The sequence below is a fragment of the Acinetobacter sp. 1124_18A genome (assembly GCF_052824995.1).
On the sequence record NZ_VTDF01000007.1, the window covers coordinates 95383 to 118145 of the forward strand.

Sequence of the window (22763 nt, forward strand, 5' to 3'; positions counted from 1 at the left end):
TTGAGGGTATTGGAAAAGTACATATAGCATTATCGCATGCTACACTTCGGCTAATCTGGAGAATCCAGATATGTTAATTAAAATTGCCGTGAAGGCATTACATAAATAATGTGACTTAAAAAAAACAGGACAAACGATTTATCAATTAAGGAAAAATATACTTGAACATCTTGTCCTGAGGTATAGACTCAGCAACCCACGATATACGGTTCGTTTTTCTCCCTATAGGTTGCTGATTTAAGTTAAGCAAAATATAAAAAGGACTTCTAATATGACAATGGTTCATCATTCAGATGAGGCAAGCTCCCCTGATCATTTACAACGGAAATTAAATAATCGCCATCTACAAATGATTGCAATTGGCGGTGCAATTGGAACCGGCTTATTTATGGGCTCGGGCAAAACCATCTCCCTCGCTGGTCCTTCAATTCTTGTGATTTACATGTTAATTGGTGGCATGTTCTTTTTTCTGATGCGCGCATTGGGTGAACTACTGCTTGCCAACTTACATTACAAATCATTTGTCGATATGGCTTATGACTTGATCGGACCATGGGCTGGCTACTATATAGGCTGGACCTATTGGTTAGGCTGGGTGTTAGTGGGTATAGCCGATCTTTCTGCCGTCATTAACTATTTAAGTTTCTGGCTGCCCGAAGGCGCCAGTTTCTCACCAATGCAACAGGCCATGATTAGTGCAGGCTGTGTACTATTCATTTTAGGGCTTAACCTTCTTACGGTGAAGTTGTTTGGTGAAGTTGAATTCTGGTTCGCACTCATTAAGATTTTGGCCATTATTGGCCTGGTTGGAGTCGGTGGTTACATGATCCTCACTCATTTTCAAGCTCCACATGGAGAAGTTGTGAGTGTAAGTAATGTGTGGTCGCATGGCGGTATATTTCCAAAAGGCGTAAGCGGATTTTTGGCAGGTTTCCAGATTGCCGTGTTTGCCTTTATTGGCGTTGAACTGATTGGTACAACAGCGGCTGAAACGAAAGATCCAGAGAAAAATCTACCGAAAGCGATTAACGCGATTCCAATTCGTATTATTTTATTCTATGTATTAGCACTCTTTGTGGTGATGTCAGTGACACCATGGGATCACATTCGCGCAGATAAAAGCCCGTTTGTTGAGTTGTTTTTAAATGCAGGTATTCCAGTTTCTGCCATCATTATGAACTTGGTGGTGCTGTCTTCGGTCATGTCCTCTATGAACAGCGGTGTGTTTTCAACCAGTCGTATGCTGTTCGGTTTATCGAAAGATGGTCAGGCGCCAAGTGCATTGGGGCGTTTATCAAAACGTGCCGTACCTTCAAATGGTTTAATCTTCTCATGTATTTTCATTATGGGCGGGGCAGTGTTGCAGTACTTTGTTCCAAATACGATGGAAGCATTTACTTTGGCAAGTTCACTCTGCGTGATTCTCTTTATCAGCGTATGGCTTCTGATTATGGCGTGCTATTTACGTTACCGTAAGTTGAGTCCAGAGTTACATGCTAAATCAACCTTTAAAATGCCGGGCGGGGTGTTGATGGCGTATGTTGTCATTGCATTTTTCTTGTTCACTTTAGTGATTCTGGCATTAGAACCAGATACCTTAAAAGCGGTATATGTTAGTCCATTATGGTTAGTGGTTTTAGGCGTTAGCTATCATGTGTTTTATAAACCACGCATGAAAAAACTAGGCCAAGAAACTTTTGATTAATTATTAATAATTTCAAAAAAGCCAATCAATCATGATTGGCTTTTTTATTTAGACTCTTTAATCAACCAATAAATGTTGATATTTATCGGCTTGCTTACGTAGATAATCCCAAACTAATTTGATGCGTGGTTCATGTTGTAAATCAACAAATGTCAACATCCAGAACGTATGGGTAAAGCGAACTTGTTGCTCTAAAACGACGTCAAGTTCCGGTTTATCATCTGCCAAAAACTTGGGCAAAATTGCAAGCCCTGCACCAGCACTCACCGCAATTTGTTGAGCCAAAATACTGCTACTCCGAAAATTTGCATTGAGCTTTAAGGGCAATCGTTCTAAACAGTACAGCTCGGGGCTATAGACCAAATCATCAATATAATTCACGAAGCGATGCTGGGTTAAATCTTCTAAACCGCGAATAGGTGGGTTTTGCGCCAGATAGTTTTGGCTGCCATAAATTTTTAAACAATAGTCAGACAAGCGCGTAATGATATATGGCCCAGAAGTTGGGCGGTCAATCGACACCACAATGTCGGCCTCACGGTGCGAGAGCTTAATCATTTTCGGCACTGGAATCAGGTCGATGGTAAGCAGTGGGTACTGAATAGAGAACTCAGCCAGTAAGCGGGCTAAAAACGCAGTTCCAAAGCCTTCAGGTGTGCCAATTCGCACACGGCCTTGTAAAGGTTGATGTGGTTTTTCAATTTGTAAAAAAGCTTGTTCCATTTGTTCAACTCGAGGAACAAGTGCTATCCCTTCAAGTGTCAGTTCATAACCAGTTGCTTCACGCTTAAAGAGCGTTGTACCCAAAGCAAGTTCTAGAGCCTGAATCCGTCTTGCAACTGTACTATGTTCTACCCCAATAATACGCGCAGCATTGGTTAGAGTTTTAGTGCGAGCTAAAACCAGAAAAAAATGTAGATGATCCCAATCCACTTTCATTTTTGTTGTAATCCTTGTGCATATTTGCACAACAATCGTGCATGAATTTCCGTTGGTGGTCAAAGTTTTCTTTGCTAGTCTCAATTGAAACTGGAATAAAGAAAATACGATCAAAAAGTATTTTCTAATAATTGAACACAATAAAAATATGGCCTACGGAGAGGTTATGAACACAATCCAAAAAATCGAATTGGAAACCGCTAAATTACTCATTAACGGAAATTTTATCGAATCTGAAACACAGGAATGGCAAGACATTGTTAACCCTGCAACTCAGGAAGTGATTGGTCGTGTACCATTTGCAACAGTTAAAGAAGTTGACGCTGCCATTCAGGCTGCACAAGATGCTTTTGCTTCTTGGCGTCAAACCCCAATTCAGGCACGTATGCGCATCATGCTTAAGTTACAAGACTTAATCCGTGCCAACATGAAGGAAATTGCGCAAGTACTAACGGCTGAACAAGGCAAAACCTTGGCAGATGCTGAAGGCGATATTCAACGAGGTTTAGAAGTGGTTGAGCATGCATGTTCGATCGGTACTTTGCAAATGGGCGAATACGTTGAAGGTGTCGCACGTGGTGTAGACACTTACACATTGCAGCAACCGTTGGGTGTCTGTGCTGGCATTACGCCGTTTAATTTCCCTGCCATGATTCCACTTTGGATGTTCCCAATGGCAATCGTGTGCGGCAATACCTTTGTTTTAAAACCATCAGAACAAGATCCGTTATCAACCATGATGTTGGTCGAGCTTGCGATTCAAGCAGGCGTTCCAGCAGGTGTGCTCAACGTTGTGCATGGCGGTAAAGAAGTGGTTGACCGTCTCTGTACCCATAAAGACATTAAAGCGATTTCATTTGTAGGCTCAACTGCGGTTGGAACGCATGTTTATAACCTTGCAGGGCAACATGGCAAACGCGTACAGTCGATGATGGGTGCAAAAAACCATGTGGCTGTCATGCCAGATGCGAATAAAGAGCAAACCTTAAATGCCTTGGTCGGTGCAGCATTTGGGGCAGCAGGGCAACGCTGTATGGCATTGTCGGTTGCGGTAATGGTGGGTGAAAGTAAACAGTGGATTCAAGAGTTAGTTGAAAAAGCTAAAACTTTAAAAGTAAATGCAGGCCATGAGCCAAATACTGACATTGGTCCAGTCATTTCAAAACGTGCTAAAGCGCGCGTGCTTGATTTAATTAATAGCGGTGTTGAGCAAGGGGCAGAGTTGCTACTCGATGGCCGTGATGTTCAAGTTCAAGGCTATGAATCGGGCAACTTTGTCGGCGCGACGATTTTTAGCGGCGTAAATACCGACATGCGTATTTATAAAGAAGAAGTCTTTGGCCCTGTACTTTCCATTATTTGTGTCGATACCCTTGAGGAAGCGATTGCTCTTATCAATGCCAACCCATTTGGTAATGGTGTTGGTCTATTCACACAAAGTGGCGCGATTGCACGTACTTTCCAAAACTTAATTGATGTAGGTCAAGTTGGTATCAACATTCCAATTCCTGTGCCAGTGCCTTTCTTTAGTTTTACTGGTTCAAGAGGCTCAAAACTTGGTGATTTGGGACCATACGGCAAACAGGCTGTGCAGTTCTATACCCAAACTAAAACTATTACCAGTCGCTGGTTTGAAGATAGCCATGAAGTTGGTGCAGTAAATACAACCATTAGTTTACGTTAAGGGGATCACGGATGAATATCGCCTTTATCGGTCTAGGAAATATGGGCGGAAGAATGGCCCATAACCTACTTAAAGCCGGACTCAATGTTTATGGATATGACCTCAGTGAAGTTGCTATTCAGCACTTTGCCGAGGCAGGTGGTGTGGTCTGCGACAGCCCACAGGCAGCAGCAAAACAAGCTGATGTGGTCATTAGCATGCTGCCTGCGGCCAAGCATGTTAAAGAAGTTTACTTGGGTGAAAATGGTGTATTAGAAGTGCTAAAAGCAGGTAGCTTATGCATTGATAGCAGTACCATTGACCCACAAACCATTAAAGACATTGCCGCTGTTGCACAGAGCAAAAATATTAAAATTTGTGATGCACCAGTTTCAGGTGGAACCATTGGTGCTCAAGCAGGAACTCTCACCTTCATGGTAGGTGCCAACGAGCAAACTTTTAATGAAGTGAAACCTGTACTTAGCCACATGGGCAAAAATATTGTTCATTGTGGTGATGTCGGTGCAGGTCAAATTGCCAAAATCTGCAACAACCTGATTTTAGGTATTTCAATGGCTGCTGTTGCCGAAGGTATGGCACTCGGTGTAAAGCTGGGCATCGACCCACAAGCATTGGCAGGCGTCATTAACACCTCAAGTGGTCGTTGCTGGAGCTCGGATGTGTGTAACCCATGGCCGCATATTAATGAAAATGCGCCAGCATCTCGAGGCTATCAAGATGGCTTTGCCACTCAGCTGATGCTAAAAGATTTAGGACTTGCTGTAGAGGCCGCGGGCCAAGTCAAACAGCCAGTTGTATTAGGTGGCATGGTGCAGCAGCTTTATCAGCAAATGTGCATGCGTGGTAATGCTAATCTCGATTTTTCAAGCATTATTCAGCAATATCTGCCACAAGAGGCATAACGGTAAAGCCAAAGGATGGCTTTAAACACATTAAACCCTGTCGTGAATAACAACAAATCCGGACTGAGGGAAAAGATATGATGGATTATCAAAATGCTGCACAGGCTTTCGATTTGGAAAGTACTGCAAAACAGATGTTATCAGGTTCACTTGATGCCTTAAATGCTTGCTATGAATGCTGTGATCGACACGCAGATGGCGACAAAATTGCACTGTATTGGCAAGGAAAAGATGGACGAAAAGAGCAATATACTTTCCGTGAATTAAAGGAATGGTCGAGTCAGTTTGCCAACTTTTTAAAATCACAAGGTGTGAAAGCAGGCGACCGGATTTCAGGGTTATTGCCAAGAACACCTGAACTGATCGTGACGATTTTTGCAGCTTGGCGCATAGGTGCAGTCTATCAACCCCTATTTACTGCATTTGGTCCAAAAGCGATTGAGCACCGTATTCAGCTTGCACAAAGTAAGCTGGTGGTGACTGATGTAGGTAACCGTAGCAAGCTTGATGAAATTGAAAATTGCCCTGCAATTGTGACAGTTGCCGATGTACAAGGTACTCCGCTCAAAGCAGGTGATTTTAACTTTTGGAATGAAGTGAAGCAGCAGTCCGATCAATGTGATTTGGTTATGCGTAGCATCCAAGATCCTTTCTTGCTCATGTTTACTTCAGGCACTACTGGACCAGCGAAACCATTGGAAGTGCCATTAAAAGCATTGATTGCCTTTGGGCGATATATGCAAGATGCCATTGGTTTAACCGAAGAAGATTCGTTCTGGAATATTGCTGATCCAGGTTGGGCGTATGGCCTGTACTACGCGATTACTGGGCCGTTATTTTTAGGCCATGCTACTTTGTTTTATGAAGGTGGTTTTAGTACAGATAGCCTATGCCAAATTGTGAAAGATTATAAAATTAACAACTTGGCAGGTGCTCCGACTGCTTACCGCATGATGATGGCGGCTGATCCAGCACAAATGGCGCCGTTAAAAGGACTATTCCGTGTTGTGAGCAGTGCAGGCGAGCCGCTTAATCCAGAAGTGATTCGTTGGTTTAAACAAGTGCTTGATGCTCCGATTTATGACCACTATGGACAAACTGAAGTGGGCATGGTGGTGTGTAATCATCATGGTTTAAAACATGAAATTCATGCTGGTTCAGCAGGTTTCCCAAGTCCGGGCTACCGTGTTGCTATTGTCAATGAGCAAGGTGAGGAGCTTCCAGCGGACACACCAGGAATTTTAGCAGTCGATATTAGCCAGTCTCCAATGATGTGGTTCGGCGGCTATAAAGAAAGCCGAAAATCACCATTTGTTGGTCATTACTATTTAACTGGCGACACTGCCGAGTTACATGCTGATGGTAGCATGAGCTTTGTTGGTCGTAGTGATGATGTGATCACCACATCGGGTTATCGGATTGGGCCTTTTGATGTAGAAAGTGCTCTGCTTGAACATGATGCTGTCATTGAGGCAGCAGTGATTGGTGTGCCTGACCCAGACCGTACCGAAGTGGTTAAGGCATTTGTAATTTTAGCTGCCGATGCTCAACCTTCAGATGCACTTGCTGAACAACTCAGCCAATTTGTTAAAAGACGACTTTCTGCACATGCGTACCCACGTTTAGTTGAATTTGTGAGTGAATTACCTAAAACTCCAAGTGGTAAAATTCAGCGCTTTTTATTGCGTAATCAAGAAATTGCTAAACAACAAGCTAAAGCAGGGTAAAGGAAATAACAATGCAATTTACCGAAGAACAATTACTCATTCGTGATATGGCGAAAAGTTTCGCCCAAGAACAAATTAAGCCTCATGCCAGTGATTGGGATCGAGACGGGACTTTCCCGAGAGACACCTTAGCTCAAATGGGGCAACTCGGTTTTTTGGGTATGCTTGTTTCAGAGCAATGGGGCGGTTCAGACACGGGTAACTTAGCCTATGTACTGGCACTCGAAGAAGTTGCGGCAGCAGATGGTGCAACCTCGACCATCATGAGCGTACACAACTCGGTTGGCTGTGTACCTATTTTAAAATTTGGTACCGATGAGCAAAAAGAGCGGTTTTTAAAACCTTTGGCGCAAGGTGAAATGATCGGTGCTTTTGCCTTAACGGAACCACATACGGGGTCAGATGCGGCAGCTCTTAAAACTCGAGCGGTGAAAGATGGCGATGATTACATTTTAAATGGTGCTAAGCAATTTATTACCTCTGGTGATAATGCAGGTGTAATTATTGTGTTTGCAGTGACCGATCCAAGTGCAGGCAAAAAGGGCATTAGTGCATTTTTAGTCCCACGCGAGACACCGGGTTACGAAGTGATTCGTGTTGAAGAAAAACTAGGTCTGCATGCTTCAGATACGTGTCAGATTGCTCTGACCGATGTGCGCATACATAAAAGCTTAATGCTGGGCAAAGAAGGTGAAGGCTTAAAAATCGCACTTGCCAATTTAGAAGGTGGACGTATTGGTATTGCTGCACAAGCAGTCGGTCTAGCACGTGCGGCGCTCGAAGAAGCGACTCGCTATGCCAAAGAGCGTATTACTTTTGGAAAACCAATTTTTGAGCATCAAACTATCGCGTTTCGCCTTGCAAGTATGGCAACTGAAATTGAAGCAGCGAGACAACTGGTTCACTACGCTGCGCGTTTAAAAGAAGCAGGTCAGCCTTGTCTAAATGAAGCTTCAATGGCCAAGTTATTTGCTTCAGAAATGACTGAGCGTGTGTGCTCGAGTGCGCTACAAGTCTTTGGTGGCTATGGCTATCTCAGAGATTTCCCAATTGAGCGTATTTATCGTGATGCGCGTATTTGTCAAATTTACGAAGGCACAAGTGATATCCAACGTTTAGTGATTGCACGTAGTCTATAAAATCAGAACAAGGAATAAATAATGCAGTGGCAAAGTATTTTATTAGAAAAGCGTAATGGGATTGGGCTGATTACATTAAATCGCCCTCAAGCGCTCAATGCTTTAAACAGCGAATTAATTAGTGAAATTAATCAGGCATTAGATCAGCTCGAAAAAGACCGCGAAATTGGCTGCATGGTATTGGCAGGTTCTGAAAAAGCTTTTGCCGCAGGTGCAGACATTAAAGAAATGGCTGATTTGGTATTTCCAGATATTTATTTTGATGACTTTTTTCATCTTGCAGACCGTATTGCCCAGCGCCGTAAACCTTTAATTGCAGCAGTCAGTGGTTATGCGTTGGGCGGCGGCTGTGAATTAGCGCTCATGTGTGACTTTATCTATTGTGCTGACAATGCCAAGTTTGGCTTACCCGAAGTTACTTTAGGCGTAATTCCAGGTATTGGTGGTACACAGCGCTTAACTCATGCGATTGGTAAAGCCAAAGCAATGGAAATGTGCTTTACCGCGCGACAAATGGGCGCAGTAGAGGCAGAGCAAAGTGGGCTGGTTGCACGTGTTTTTAGTAAAGAAGAATTACTTGAACAGACCCTGCAAGCCGCAGAAAAAATTGCAGCAAGATCTTTAACTGCAAACATGATGCTCAAAGAAACCATTAACCGAGCTTATGAAGTGAATCTCACCGAAGGTTTACGCTTTGAGCGACGTATGTTCCATTCAATTTTTGCGACATCTGATCAAAAAGAAGGAATGCAGGCTTTCGTTGAAAAACGCCAGCCAAATTTTAAAAATCAATAAGAGATCAATAAAATGAATACAGAAAATCACTTAATGATTGAGCAAAACGGTAAGTTGGGCGTGATGACCTTAGACCGTGTGACTCATCTCAATGCATTGTCGCTAGATATGATTAAAAGTATTGGTGCCCAATTGGAACTGTGGCGAAATGATGCTGCTGTTCAGGCAATATTAATCAAATCAAATAGTCCAAAAGCCTTCTGTGCAGGTGGAGATGTCCGCTATCTCTACGACAGTTATAAAAATGGCACGGCTGACTATAAAGGTTATTTTAGTGCCGAATATAAAATGCTGACCACGCTGCGTGAATATGAAAAGCCAGTTATCGTTGTACTCGATGGCTATGTGTTAGGTGGTGGTTTTGGTTTAGCTCAGGCTTGTCATATTGTCGTGAGCAGTGAAAAGTCTAGATTTGCCATGCCTGAAACAGCGATTGGTTTTTTCCCAGACGTTGGCGCAACGCATTTCTTGTCTCGACTTGATGATATCGGCGTTTATATGGCAATTACGGGTGAGCAGATCAGCAGTAGCGATGCACTCTATCTCGATTTAATTGACTACCATGTGCCAAGCGAGCAGTTACAAGCATTGCAAGAAGCACTTGTTGATACGCCAAGTTTAAGTAAAGAAGGAATTGAGCAAATCATTACCCGATTTATTACTCGTCCTGCCGAAAGTGAGTTAAAGCAACTAGCCGAAGGCATCCGTAAACATTTCGGTTTTCAGCATTTAGATGAAATTGAACAAAGTCTTGAAAATGAACAAGATGAAAGCTTAAAAACTTGGACAAGCAAGATGCTCAGCATTTTGCAGCAACGTTCATTTATTGCCAAACAAACGAGTTTAAAACTGCAACATTTAGGCCGTGGGCTTTCTTTGCCGCAATGTATGCAACTTGAGCGTGATTTACAGGATATCTGGTTTGAGCATGGTGACTTTATTGAAGGTGTTCGTGCACTCATTGTCGATAAAGACAAACAACCGCAGTGGCAAGAACGTAATGCGGAGCTAGAGCAAATTTTAGAAAAATTGAGCTAAATCGCATTACAAAAACATAAAAAGCTTGAGGAGATAAAGCGAGACCTGAAAATGCTTATGGTCAGGGCTGGTCATAAGCATAAAAAAGATAAAACAAGAAAATCTAAAAAGGATATTACGATGCAAACAGTACAAGGAAACGGTTCAAATACTAAAAAGTCGTCACATCGATTAGCAGGCATCTCTAGCATGGTCGGTACTACTATTGAGTGGTATGACTTCTTTATTTATGGCGCAGCAGCAGCTCTTATCTTTAATAAATTATTTTTCCCAAATCTAGATGCCCTTACGGGTGTGCTTGCTGCATTTGCCACCTATGCCGTTGGCTTTATTGGGCGGCCATTAGGTGGTTTAGTCTTTGGTCATTTTGGTGACAAGATTGGCCGTAAGTCAATGTTGCTACTGACTCTAATGTTAATGGGGATTCCGACGGTTCTCATTGGCTTATTACCGACTTACGAGTCAATTGGTTACTGGGCTGCAATCGGTTTGGTCATCTTACGATTTATTCAAGGTATGGCAATGGGCGGTGAATGGGGTGGCGCAGTGCTTATGGCCGTTGAACATGCTCCCGAAGGCGGTAAAGGGTTTTGGGGAAGCTTGCCTCAAGCCAGTACGGGTGGTGGCTTAATGCTAGCCTCAATCGCACTAGGACTGGTGTCGTTATTACCTGAAGAAGCATTGTTCAGTTGGGGTTGGCGTTTACCATTTCTTGCCGGCATTATTTTACTGGCAGTAGGCTGGTACATTCGAGTGAAAGTACCAGAGTCACCAGACTTTGAGAAAGTAAAACAGCAGTCTGAAGAGGTAAAAGTTCCTGCTTTACAAGTTTTTAAAAATCATCCGAAGCAGCTCATCACGATTATTTTGGCGCGTGCTGCTGAGAATGCATGGTTCTATATTGCTTCAACCTTTACGTTGGCTTACACCACTGCTCAACTTGGGATTCCACGCCAGGACATTTTATTTGCCACCATTTGCGGTGCTGTGGTCATTCTCTTTATGACGCCGTTATGTGGACATTTGTCAGATAAAGTTGGTCAACGCAATATGTTTATGTTTGGCCTATGCGTATTGGCACTTTATTGCTATCCATTTTTTACCATGCTCAACACAAAAGATCCGGTATTGGTCTGGACGGCAATTGTTTTAGCGATTGGTGTGGTTTTCCCGATTATGTATGCACCACAGGCTCAGCTTTTTGCTCGTCAATTTCCGGCAGAAATTCGTTATAGCGGAATCTCAATTTCGGTACAGCTAGCTGGAGTGCTCGGTGGTGGTTTAGCGCCGCTAATTGCGACGAAACTTTTAAGTATTGGGCAGGGTAATCCTTACTTAATTATGATTTATATTGGATCTATGGCTATCGTTGCGATTATATCGACTTCATTTATGCCACGTGATTGGCAGACTAAAACTGATGAGGCTTATCATAAGAAAGCAGAAATAAATTTGAAAACCAAGATTACTGAGCATTCTTAATATTAAGTTTAATGCTTTAAATAGAAAAAAGCCCTAATCGTTTGATTAGGGCTTTTAAATTTTAACGAGGGAAACAAGATTCGAACTCATGCCCCTCATCTTTGCAATGTTACCAATTTTTTAGACTTTGATTTAACCAACTACACTTCAATTAAGCACGCAAACATAGCATATCCGTCGATAACCATTGGCGGACCTGCACGATGAGCACGAAAACCCGCAGCACGTAATAAACGCTCTACACCAAGAGGTGAGGTCGTAATGAGTTGTTTTGCGCCTTGTTCTCTTGCAAAGTTGATCGCTTCTTGCAGAATTGCAATAGAAACAGGAGATGACACTGCTTGACTAGCAGAGGAAGGTGGATTCGAGAAATCTACGGCTGAAAATCTTGATAACTCCCAAATTTCTGGCGAGCAAGGAATAGGCATTCCATTCATTAATTGAGGAAATACTTCACCGAGTAAATAGGGTTGAGTGGTGGGTAGCAATCTGGCACAGCCAATAATATTAGATTCTCTATCTTGAGCAACGACATAAGCTGTATCGATTTTATCAAATTGATCTAGTTCTTCATTATTTGGACAGTTCAACTCCCAACCCAAATGTTCAACAAATACCTTGTAGCGGTAACTTTTAAATTTGGTATATAGGACTTCTGAAAAATTGTTTTGGAATCCAGCAATAACATTCATTACAAGTGCTTCCACTTATTTTTCAGGCGACTTTACTCGACAGCTGAAAAGGTGGTAACTGTAAGAATTTACAGGTTTCTACGAGAAATTTGGACTTAATTTAGTCTTTGTATGCGTTGTATTGATTTGAGCATAAATGAACTGTTCCCAAAACAAAGTATCTATTTTTTTTTCGATTAATGTTTCAGTAACATCAAATCCAATATCTGTACCAGATATATCAACAATCATGATATTGCTTCGAGGTAGCCCAATTCGCTTTAAGCTAGCGATGCCATCTTGCTCAACAAACTCCCAGTCCCATCCGGTACTTAAAGCTGGGGTCAGTGATGTTGCCCATTCAGTAAACCCATAATATAGAATTTGAGAATCTTCAATTTGTGTTGATTCAACAGTAGATATGAGATGTTGGAGGGGGTAATTCATAAGCTGGTTTTCATTCATCCGAATAAAACCATCTGTTGAGATTGAGAAATCAGGGGGGATTGTGACCATGCTACCTGTTCAAGTGACTTGAATTACAGTTCTATAGATAAATAACATAAATTATTGCCAATTAAATACTGTTATGTTTTACAGGTCAGTCGTAATCTGGTGGTACACAGCGTTAAGCTGTTCTTTAGAAAGTAATTCAGGCAGTGGGTTTTACTTATGCAGAAATTGAGCATTCTGTAGCTTCAATATGAGAGAGTTGCTCATTTCAATATTATCAATAGGGTAAATTTATCATGTGCATTGTAGATAATGTCTATCCTCATTATTGAAACAATATTTTCCAGATCATTATAATTATTCTAAGCTTCACCAGATAATAAATGGAAAACTTATATAGAGTGTATTGTTAGTAGAAGTTATTATTTAGTTAAATTAATAGAAATATACAAACAAGGATAAATAATAGACTTCTTTTGAAAGTAAAAAATACTCATTTTTGGAATAAAATGCGTTCTTTATATTTGAGACTTTCAAGCATAATTCACATATGCAATATAACAACCTTAAAAAGCTTTCTGAAACTAGTTTATCCGAAGAATTTACCACCCTCTCAGGCTCAAAAATGTTGTTAATTGGATTATGAATTCCCTATATGCAACTAAAAAAATGATTTATGAATAAGGTCTAATGAGAGTAAATGGAAAATTGGCAAGAGGATTTACTATCAGCATCTCTGATGGTAAAAAATGAATATCAGCTATTTGAGGTCGTCAAATCTACAGCTTTAAAGCTCGGATTTGATTATTGTGCTTATGGAATGCAGGCACCATTATCTATTGCTGAACCAAAAACGATTATGTTGAATAATTATCCCGAAGCATGGCAGAAGCGTTATGTTAAACAGCGATATGTGGTGGTAGATCCAACTGTACAGCATTGTATGCTGTCACTTCAACCTCTTGTCTGGTCGAGCCAATCTGCGAACACGCAATCTCAAAAAGATTTTTGGGAGGAGGCGCGTTCTTATGGTTTAAAAGTTGGTTGGGCACAGTCAAGCCGTGACTTTATTGGTACAAGGGGGATGTTAACACTAGCAAGATCCGCTGACCAATTATCAGAAAAAGAGCAGAAAGCTCAATATACAAATATGTATTGGTTGTCTCAGACAGTGCATTCCAGCATTGCTAAAATTGTGAATGATGCGGAATTTGCTCAGTTTAATCTTTATTTAACGAACCGGGAAAAAGAGGTTCTACGTTGGACTGCGGAAGGAAAAACGTCAGCAGAGATTGCCCAGATTCTCGGGGTAACTGAAAGAACAGTAAATTTTCATCTTGGAAATTCAATGCAGAAGCTAAATGTGAATAATAAAATTTCAGCAGCTATTCGGGCTGTGATGTTGGGGATTTTATAAAGGTAGATATATAGATGATAGAGAATTTTAATATTGGATTTTAAGAAAATAAACTATTATTAGATGTGTGTTTAAAATAAAATTAATTATTTTAAAATTACTTTTTAATTTAATAAAATTTTAATCAAAATGGAGTTTTTGTATAAAAACTTATTTACTGTGGAGTCTGTATTTTTTTAAAATTTAACTAATAATGTCTTTTTAATTTTTCTATTATTTTAATATTAATAATAAATGTTTTCTTGATTAATATCCTTGCTAAAAAATAAATATTCGTATTTTTTGTATTATCTATGGGTGAAATACATCGATTCGAATTTTATATATTAGTCACGGTGCTGTACATGATTTTGAGCTATTCAAATACAATTTAAAGCAGATTTATTTTGGAACTTTATCGTTGTAAATAAAGGCTATTAGAAGATTTTGCTTGAATCTTTTATTGCCTTGAAAAGAGAAAGCACACAGTAAATTAGATCTACAATCAAGAGATCAACAAAATAAAAATACGGACTGGGTGTAAGTTGGTAGGCTAAAAACCTTTAGAAACGTTGTTAAATATTATTGGAATAGATGCAAAAAATTGAATTTGAGTTTTAATTTAATTTCCAGATTTCACAAAATTGACTGAATAAAAATAATTTATGAAAGAGATCTAGTGTCTTAATTTTCAATAAATACAGGCCAACCTGTAAACCCTTACAGGTGTAATAAAAAACACCCGCACATAAAATATAATGTGAATTTATATTTTAAACAAAAAAAGTATATTCATTTTTTATTAAAAGCCCCAGCTAGACATGTAATTTTTGAATTAGCGAGTTTTAAGGGTGAATTATAAATAATTGGAGTTAAGTTATGGCTGTAATGGATACGGATAATATCATTGCAACTTTGGAATCCCACGCAAATTTAAATGGAGGCAAGATTGCTTTTGAATATTTGGGACGCCAATCTGGTGGTATTCAATCTCTGACGTATGCAGATCTGAACGAGCGGGTTCAATATCAAGCTCAAATATTAATGAATCTTGTAGACAGTGGCGATCGTGCCGTATTGTTGTTCGAGCCTGGACTGGACTTTATCGTATCGTTCTTTGCTTGTCTGAAAGCTAAAATTATCGCAGTACCTGTCAGCTTGCCTTTTAATCGCAACGGTTTTTCTAATATTTTGAATATTATGAATGACTGTGAGCCAAAGATAGTACTCACAACCAAAAAGATTCTTGAGCTATCAGGTCTGATCACATTAAAAGCTCAAAATGAAAATTTAATATTGCATGCCGTTGATGCCGAATTGCAACGTGACTTGGTGGAAAAGGATTTTCCTCTGATTTCTGAAGAAGATATTTGCTTCCTACAATACACTTCAGGATCAACAGGTTGGCCTAAAGGTGTGATCGTTACCCATAAAAATATCATGGCAAATGAAGTCATGATTGCTGAAGCTTTTGGTACACAAGCCGATGATATCGGTCTTACATGGTTACCTGTCTATCACGATATGGGATTGATCGGCTCGGTTTTACAGACTGTGTATGTAGGTCTGACTTGCTATGTGATGTCACCGCTGGATTTTATCCGTAAACCTCTTAAATGGCTGCAATTCATCAGCGAAAAAGGGGTCACGATTAGTGGTGGGCCAAACTTTGCCTATGAATTGTGCCTACACCGCATCTCGGATGATGAAGCTGCATCGCTTGATCTGAGCCGTGTGCGTGTGCTGTTTAACGGTGCCGAGCCGATCAAGGCTAACGTCATGCAGAGTTTCATGGAGAAGTTCAATACTCAGTCGAAATTGAGACTAGATACTTTCTTGCCGTGCTATGGCTTGGCAGAAGTTACGCTCTTAGTCAGTGGTGTAACTGGTCCTCTCAATGCTATTTCAATCGATCGTGAAAAGTTGAATGCCAACTTGGTACAGACTAGTCAAGATCAGACAGCTGTGCAAGTGGTGAGCTGTGGCAAGATCTCCACACACATTGATTGTCGTATTGTCAATCCGCATACCCACCAAGAGGTAGGGGCTGATGAAGTCGGTGAAATCTGGTTAGCAGGTGAGAGTGTTACTGCGGGTTACTGGCAGAAGCCTGAGGTCAATCAGGAAACCTTTGCTGCAACCATCCTCGATAAAGCAGGTAATCCTAGTCAAGTGCATTACTTGAGAACTGGTGATATGGGCTTTATCAAAAACGGAGACCTGTATGTAACTGGTCGCCTTAAGGATGTGATTATCATCCGTGGCAAAAACTATTACCCGCAAGATATCGAGTGCTCCGTCGAAGTAGCTCATCCTGCTGTCCGTAAGGGTTGTGTTGCAGCAGTGAATTTCGGTAATTCTGACGGTGTTACGGTTGTACTTGAGATCAAGAAGAAGTCGATAGACAAGACCCTTAATTTTGAAACCATCAGAACTCAGGTTAAAGAGCAAGTGGCGGCTGATATCGGCTTGCCTGTAGAAGGTGTCTATTTACTGCATCAAGGTCGGATCAACAAGACCACCAGCGGCAAAATTAGAAGAAGAAAAATTAAAGAGCAGATCGAGCGCGGTCAACTGATCTGTTTAACCCATCCAAACCGTAGAACGGTGATGGCTCGAAACTATGTCAAGAACGGCTTGGAAATCATCCGTGATCGTGAGCAGCGGGGGCAACTGATTCGTTATAGCTCCAATCTGCTCAACTCAATGATCAAGGAACGAGAAGTGCGCGCGCTCATTTTTAATCGACTGAAAAGTGCTTTGTTTTAATCCTTACCCTTTAATCATTTGAGCAAAAACTCATGTCACTTACGTCCAATTTGCGGCAGTTTCAATCTGCTGCTCGTCTGGAGCAAATTTTAGGCTCCGTACATGATACCAATAATGATTTTTCTTGGTCCGCTGCCATCGAACGTGATGAGAAGGAGCAATATCCTCAGCGTGCCGTTGATTTTCTGAATGCTGTAGGCATGAACCGTTTTTATGTACCTTCAGAGCTCGGAGGTCGCATGGAAATTGGTGAAGAGTTGCTATATCTGCATCGCGTACTTGCACGCCGTGATCTAACAATCAATTCGACCTATAGCACGAATGCTTGGTCTGTGATCGTATGGATTGGCGGTAATCCTAATCAATGCGAAAACATCGCTAGTCGGATTTTGAGTGGTGCTGCACCAGCGCTTGCTTATAGCGAGAAAGCGCATGGAGCCGATCTGTTATCCAGTGAAGTAACTGCACAACTTAACGAGAGCAAATACGTCTTAAATGGCGAAAAGTGGTCGATCAATCGTGCGACTCTAGGTGACTCTTTAAGTCTGATTGCAAAAACATCAGATGATCGTGGACCCCGTAGCCTGAGTGCATTCTGGCTTGATAAGCGTCACATGGCTTCTAAAGGAACTTATAGCCTGAACCGCCTACCAACAGTTGGTATGCGTGGGTTAGATATTAGCGGTATTGGCTTTAACAATGCTGAAATTCACAAAGATGCCCTGATCGGTGAAGAAGGTCAGGGGTTGGAGCTTGGACTCAAGACGCTACAGGTGACGCGTGCATATTGCAGCAGCTTCTCTCTGGGTGCTGGCGATACGATGCTGCGCATTGCGACCGAGTTTGCTATCGAACGCGAGTTGTATAACAAAAAAGTCATTAACATTCCGCTAGTACGTGAGCAACTCGCTACAGCCTATGCCTATCTGTTAGCAGCTGAGGTTTTATCACTCGTTGGTGCACGCGGGCTACACGTCTGTATCAATCAGTTCAGTACATGGTCACCGATCATCAAGGTACTGGTACCTGAGTATGTAGAGTCACTGGCCAAAATTACTTCCTCAGTGCTTGGGTCGCGTTTTTTCTTAAGAAATGCATATGCTGATGGAATGTACCAGAAAGCTTTCAGAGATCATCTGATCGTTAGTGTATTTGACGGCAGTAGTACCGTCTGTCTAGACAGCCTGAGTTTTCAGCTCAAATCTGCCAATAAAGGACGTAGCAAAAAAGCCGACCATCTCGACCAAGCCGAAGCTAAAGCACGCTATCGCCAGTTGTATGACTTGCAGGTAGAAACCGACGCTATTGATTTCCGCGAGCTTGAGATTTTCAACCGAGATGGTGACTTGGTGATGGAGTCACTGGGAACGATCATCGAGATGCTCAATGATGCTGACGTTACAGTGGGACTGACTGCTGAGACCTTATCTACGCTACGTGAGCGTGCTGATCAACTTCTTATCGAGCAGCGTACGCTAGATCAAAAAATTCAAGATTATTTCTCAAGTTCAGATGCGGCTAAAGAGTTCGAAACATTACGTTTCAGCTTAGCCCGCGACTATGCCGAGCTGTTTGCTCGCATTGCTGTGCTGGGTTTCTGGGTCTTTAACCGTCGTGGCCTAAGACCTGCTTTGCAGGATGGTGCATGGCTGATCATTTTCCTAAATGCTGCTGAAGGGCAGACGTCCCCTCCAGTGACATCACTGCGTGAAAGCACATTGGCAGATCTGCTAGACCGAATTTCAAACAACCATATGTTATCTGTCATCGATTTTGCACTGGCACCGCGTGATGCCAAACCGGTTAAAGAGGATATTACCCCATGAATAAAGATAAAGCTTACTGGAGCGAAATCATTCGCACGCTAGTAGCCAAAGAAATGCGCGTAGAGCCCCAGACTCTTGATCCACAGAAAAAATTTACCAGTTACGGTCTTGATTCTATCGTCGCTTTGTCGGTGTCTGGAGATCTAGAGGATCTAACACAACTGGAACTTGAGCCGACACTACTATGGGATTACCCAACCATTAATGCGTTGGCTGAATATATCGTTTCTCAGTTGGAGCAGGGAGTTGCTTCGTGAACAACCTTGTACGACTGGAACCTGCAATTCTATCGCGCCATGCGATTTCTGCAGAACAGCTCGGCATCTGGTATATCCAGCGGCTTGAGTCAACTTGCAGTGCCTACAATATGGTGGTGGCCTTTGATGTGAAGGTTAACCAACCGTTGGGCAACAAGCCGATGGAGATTCTAGAGGCGGTAATGCATGATTATCCGCTGCTGCGTGTAAGCATGCCTGCCAATGATCAGGGTATTGAGCAACTTATCTGGGATCGTATCTATCCTAATATTATCGTGTCGGATGCTCGTCATGTCGATACATCTGATTTGACGCAATTAGTCGAGCAGGATACGAAGCAGCCCTTTGATCTGACTCAGCCACCGCTGTGGCGTATTCATTGCTATCAGCGCGGTCAAAATCACTATGTGATTGCGGTTGTGATTCATCATGCCTTAATGGACTTCTGGTCGATTGGTCTCTTGTTGCGTGATGTCTGCAAACGTTTTGGACTAGTTACAGAGTCGGATACAGTGAACGGAATCGAGTTTGCACAGTATGCAGATAAGCAGCAGAGCACTGTGACCGATGACGCTGATGAGAGTCTACTCTTCTGGAAAAATGCGTTGCAACATGCACCACACGTGCATAGCATTCCGCTTGATTATCCACGTCCTGCTGTACAGCAACATAAAGGTAGCTCACTGGTTTTCCGTGTGCCTGAGTCAGTGTCGTCTGGTCTTATGAACTTGGCGAAAGATTATGAGATCACGCTGTTTGGACTCGTACTATCTGGTTTCTATATCCTGCTACACAAACTATCGAATGAAAATGATCTCGTTATTGCCACACCAGTAGCTGGTCGACTTGAACGCTCGCTGCGCAATGCACTAGGGCAGTTTGTCAATACGATTGCTATTCACATGGACATCGATGCTGATCAGACTTTACGTCAGTTTACACAGCAAGTGCAGGAACAATTAAGACAAAGTCTCAAGCATCAAAAAGTTGCCTTTTCCAGAGTGGTTGAGGCTGTTTCACCAAAGCGTGATGGCAGTATTAATCCATTGGCGCAGGTGGGAATGTTCTGGGAACGTCTAGGCGGCATGGATGAGTTTAAAGAACTACTCTTGCCAATCCAGACCCCAGCGACTTTGGTTGGTCAAGACCTGACGTTAGGAAGTTTTCCGGTTCGCCAGCAAGAAGGTCAATTGGATCTTACGCTGGAAATGGGCGGTGAATATCAAGGCGAACTCGTTGGCGTATTGAAATACAACTCCGAGCTATTTTCTGCACAATCTGCCGATAATATGGTGCAACTGCTGCAAGCTGTATTATCAGAAATGGTGGCTCATCCTGAGCGTAAGATCGTTGAGTTAGATATCGCACCTGATTATAAGGATGGTATCCAGTTCGATGCCCTACGTGGACAGGCTACTGATTATCCTCAACATGATCTATTAGAAATGATTCTAAAGCAGATCGATGAACGTGGTGATCATCATGCTCTGACCTCGAAGGATCATGCGGTTAGCTATCGTGAGTTAGGTCAACATATCGCTGGTATCGCTGAATATTTGCTTGTACATGGCGTTACTCGTGGCGATCATGTAGGTCTGATGTTAGACCGTACGGCATTATTACCAGCAGCAATCCTCGGGATCTGGGCGGCAGGAGCAGCTTATGTACCACTAGATCCTAATTTCCCAAGTGAACGTCTACATAACATCATCGAAGATGCTGAACCTAAAGTAATCTTGACTCAAACCGAGTTGATGGATGCTCTCACAGTTTCTGTACCGCGTTTGGATATCAATCAAGCTGGTGTTGTGCCCCTTGAGCAAGTACGCGAGACGCTTGCCTTTGGTGAGACCGCTTATGTGATGTACACATCAGGCTCGACAGGTAAGCCAAAAGGTGTACGTATTGGGCATCCTTCAATCATTAATTTCTTGTTATCCATGAATGATAGATTGCAAGTAACGACTGAGACTCAGTTGTTAGCAATCACCACTTATGCGTTTGATATTTCAATTCTTGAGTTACTGATTCCACTGATGTACGGCGGTGTAGTACATGTTTGCCCACGTGAGGTATCACAAGACGGCAATCAATTAGTGGATTATCTAAATACTAAGTCTATCAATGTGTTGCAGGCAACACCAGCTTCTTGGAAAATGCTTTTAGACAGCGAGTGGAGTGGCAATCTAGGGTTGACTGCACTCTGCGGAGGCGAAGCGCTAGACTCTATACTGGCAGAAAAATTGCTCGGTAAAGTCGGCTGTCTCTGGAATGTCTATGGCCCGACCGAAACTACTGTCTGGTCGAGTGCGGCTCGTATCACCGATGCAAAAAATATTGATTTAGGCGAACCACTTGCGAACACACAGCTCTATGTTTTAGATGAACAACAGCGGTTAGTCCCGCCGGGTGTCATGGGAGAGCTTTGGATAGGAGGTGATGGTCTGGCAGTTGATTACTGGCATCGACCTGAGCTGACAGATGCGCAATTTAGAACTTTGCCATCTCTTCCAAATGCTGGTCGACTCTATCGCACTGGAGATAAAGTCTGTCTACGTACAGATGGAAGTTTGACTCATCATGGACGTCTAGATTTCCAAGTTAAGATTCGTGGATTCCGCATTGAACTAGGCGAAATCGAGAATGTTCTCAAACAGATCGACGGGATCACAGATGCAGTCGTGCTGGTTAAGACGACAGCCAGCAACGATCAGAAACTGGTGGCTTATTTAACTGGACATGAGATTGACATTGCTAATCTGAAAAAGACGATGCAAATCCATCTTCCAGCTTACATGGTGCCAAATACGTTTATGACGTTGGATGAGTTTCCAATGACGGCTAACAATAAGTTGGACCGTAAGGCATTTCCTGAGCCAGTGTTTGAGCAGAGCAATGACTATGTTGCACCGCGCGATCCGATTGAAATTGAACTCTGTACTACCTTTGAGCAGATTTTATCGGTTAAACGGGTTGGGATATATGATGATTTCTTCGAGTTGGGCGGGCATTCGTTGCTGGCTGTAAAACTTATCAATCATCTTAAAAAGGTATTCAGTACCGATCTACCAGTTGCTTTGCTGGCACAGTACTCCACTGTGGCGAGTCTGGGTGAGATCATTCGTGACAATAAAGAAGTCAAACCCTCTATCGTAATTGAACTGCGCCGTGGAACTTACGAACAACCACTGTGGCTGTTCCATCCAATTGGTGGTAGTACCTTCTGTTATATGGAGCTTTCGCGTCATCTTAATCCAAGTCGCACCTTACGTGCTATTCAGTCCCCTGGACTAATTGAAGCAGATGCAGCAGAAGTGGCGATTGAAGACATGGCAACGCTCTATATTGCTGAAATGCAAAAGACCCAGCCTGAGGGGCCTTATTTCCTTGGTGGTTGGTGCTTTGGTGGTGCGATTGCATACGAGATCAGTCATCAGTTGCGTCAAATGGGGCAGCAGGTCACAGGTATTGTCATGATCGATACCCGAGCTCCGATTACAGAGAATGTGCCTGAAGATGCCGACGATGCGATGCTTTTATCTTGGTTTGCCCGTGATTTGGCTGCGCCATATGGCAAAAAGCTGACGATACCAGCGCAATACTTGCGTGAATTGAGTCCGGATCACATGTTTGATCATGTACTTAAAGAAGCCAAGGCTATTAACGTCCTACCTCTAGATGCAGATCCATCAGATTTCCGACTTTACTTTGATACCTATTTGGCGAATGGCATCGCACTCCAGACCTATTTCCCAGAGCCTGAAGATTTTCCGATTCTCTTGGTTAAGGCCAAAGATGAGCTGGAAGATTTTGGCGAAAGTCTAGGTTGGGACCAACTGGTCAAAGATACGTTTACACAGGTGGATCTGCCTGGTGACCATTCATCAATTATGTACGCTGAGAACGTTGTGGCTGTTGCCCAGACGATTGATCAGATGTATCCAATTCCTGCATGAAAAATACAAGAAGGTAGAACCACT

General features: G+C 42.3%; 16 protein-coding genes. 13 read left to right on the forward strand and 3 right to left on the reverse strand.

The genetic code is table 11. The features are described from left to right. The first annotated feature begins 271 nt into the window (after positions 1-271). Positions 272-1705, forward strand: a complete 1434-nt coding sequence (locus FY048_RS14635) for an amino acid permease (protein WP_004640465.1) — start codon at positions 272-274, stop codon at positions 1703-1705. A 57-nt stretch (positions 1706-1762) separates the two neighbouring features. Here FY048_RS14635 and FY048_RS14640 read toward each other — a convergent pair whose 3' ends face one another. After that, positions 1763-2644 carry a LysR family transcriptional regulator gene (locus tag FY048_RS14640; protein WP_446091624.1) on the reverse strand — a complete coding sequence of 294 codons (882 nt, stop codon included), beginning with the start codon at positions 2642-2644 and terminating at the stop codon, positions 1763-1765. 166 nt (positions 2645-2810) lie between these two features. Between FY048_RS14640 and FY048_RS14645 the strand changes: the two genes are divergently transcribed. The 7 genes from FY048_RS14645 (at position 2811) to FY048_RS14675 (ending at position 11411) form a co-directional block, all read left to right on the forward strand. Next, complete coding sequence (locus tag FY048_RS14645; RefSeq protein WP_016139619.1) at positions 2811-4328, forward strand: CoA-acylating methylmalonate-semialdehyde dehydrogenase; 1518 nt, start codon at positions 2811-2813, stop codon at positions 4326-4328. An 11-nt stretch (positions 4329-4339) separates the two neighbouring features. Next, positions 4340-5230, forward strand: a complete 891-nt coding sequence (gene mmsB / locus FY048_RS14650) for a 3-hydroxyisobutyrate dehydrogenase (RefSeq protein WP_446091625.1) — start codon at positions 4340-4342, stop codon at positions 5228-5230. A gap of 77 nt (positions 5231-5307) precedes the next feature. Beyond that, a complete protein-coding gene (locus tag FY048_RS14655; RefSeq protein ID WP_446091626.1) occupies positions 5308-6957 on the forward strand; it encodes an AMP-binding protein in 1650 nt (549 codons plus the stop codon). A gap of 11 nt (positions 6958-6968) precedes the next feature. Further along, on the forward strand, positions 6969-8096 hold the full coding sequence (locus tag FY048_RS14660; protein WP_446091627.1) for an acyl-CoA dehydrogenase family protein: 1128 nt from the start codon (positions 6969-6971) through the stop codon (positions 8094-8096). Positions 8097-8117: 21 nt separating this feature from the next. Then, the gene (locus tag FY048_RS14665) at positions 8118-8891 is read left to right on the forward strand and encodes an enoyl-CoA hydratase (protein ID WP_348950938.1); all 774 of its coding nucleotides are present in this window, start codon (positions 8118-8120) and stop codon (positions 8889-8891) included. A gap of 12 nt (positions 8892-8903) precedes the next feature. Then, positions 8904-9929, forward strand: coding sequence for an enoyl-CoA hydratase/isomerase family protein (locus FY048_RS14670; protein WP_446091628.1), 1026 nt, complete (start codon positions 8904-8906; stop codon positions 9927-9929). Positions 9930-10049: 120 nt separating this feature from the next. After that, positions 10050-11411 carry an MFS transporter gene (locus tag FY048_RS14675; protein WP_446091629.1) on the forward strand — a complete coding sequence of 454 codons (1362 nt, stop codon included), beginning with the start codon at positions 10050-10052 and terminating at the stop codon, positions 11409-11411. A gap of 140 nt (positions 11412-11551) precedes the next feature. On the opposite strand, the gene abaI is transcribed toward FY048_RS14675, so the two are convergent. Both abaI and FY048_RS14685 read right to left on the reverse strand, forming a co-directional pair. Continuing rightward, positions 11552-12118 carry an acyl-homoserine-lactone synthase AbaI gene (gene abaI, locus FY048_RS14680; RefSeq protein WP_446091630.1) on the reverse strand — a complete coding sequence of 189 codons (567 nt, stop codon included), beginning with the start codon at positions 12116-12118 and terminating at the stop codon, positions 11552-11554. A 63-nt stretch (positions 12119-12181) separates the two neighbouring features. Beyond that, a complete protein-coding gene (locus FY048_RS14685) occupies positions 12182-12598 on the reverse strand; it encodes a DUF4902 domain-containing protein (protein WP_446091631.1) in 417 nt (138 codons plus the stop codon). Between the two features lie 637 nt (positions 12599-13235). On the opposite strand from FY048_RS14685, the gene abaR reads away from it, so the two are divergent. From abaR to FY048_RS14710, 5 genes are all read left to right on the forward strand, one after another. Further along, positions 13236-13952, forward strand: coding sequence for a LuxR family transcriptional regulator AbaR (abaR, locus tag FY048_RS14690; RefSeq protein WP_347019093.1), 717 nt, complete (start codon positions 13236-13238; stop codon positions 13950-13952). Positions 13953-14810: 858 nt separating this feature from the next. Then, positions 14811-16700, forward strand: coding sequence for a fatty acyl-AMP ligase (locus tag FY048_RS14695; RefSeq protein ID WP_446091632.1), 1890 nt, complete (start codon positions 14811-14813; stop codon positions 16698-16700). 50 nt (positions 16701-16750) lie between these two features. After that, positions 16751-18526 carry an acyl-CoA dehydrogenase gene (locus FY048_RS14700; RefSeq protein ID WP_446091663.1) on the forward strand — a complete coding sequence of 592 codons (1776 nt, stop codon included), beginning with the start codon at positions 16751-16753 and terminating at the stop codon, positions 18524-18526. After that, positions 18523-18783 (forward strand): acyl carrier protein, encoded by a 261-nt coding sequence (locus tag FY048_RS14705; RefSeq protein ID WP_003655615.1) that lies wholly within the window; start codon positions 18523-18525, stop codon positions 18781-18783. The genes FY048_RS14700 and FY048_RS14705 overlap by 4 nt, the downstream gene beginning before the upstream one ends. Continuing rightward, positions 18780-22739 (forward strand): non-ribosomal peptide synthetase, encoded by a 3960-nt coding sequence (locus tag FY048_RS14710; RefSeq protein WP_446091633.1) that lies wholly within the window; start codon positions 18780-18782, stop codon positions 22737-22739. Before FY048_RS14705 ends, FY048_RS14710 begins: the two co-directional genes overlap by 4 nt. The last annotated feature ends 24 nt before the right edge of the window (positions 22740-22763 follow it).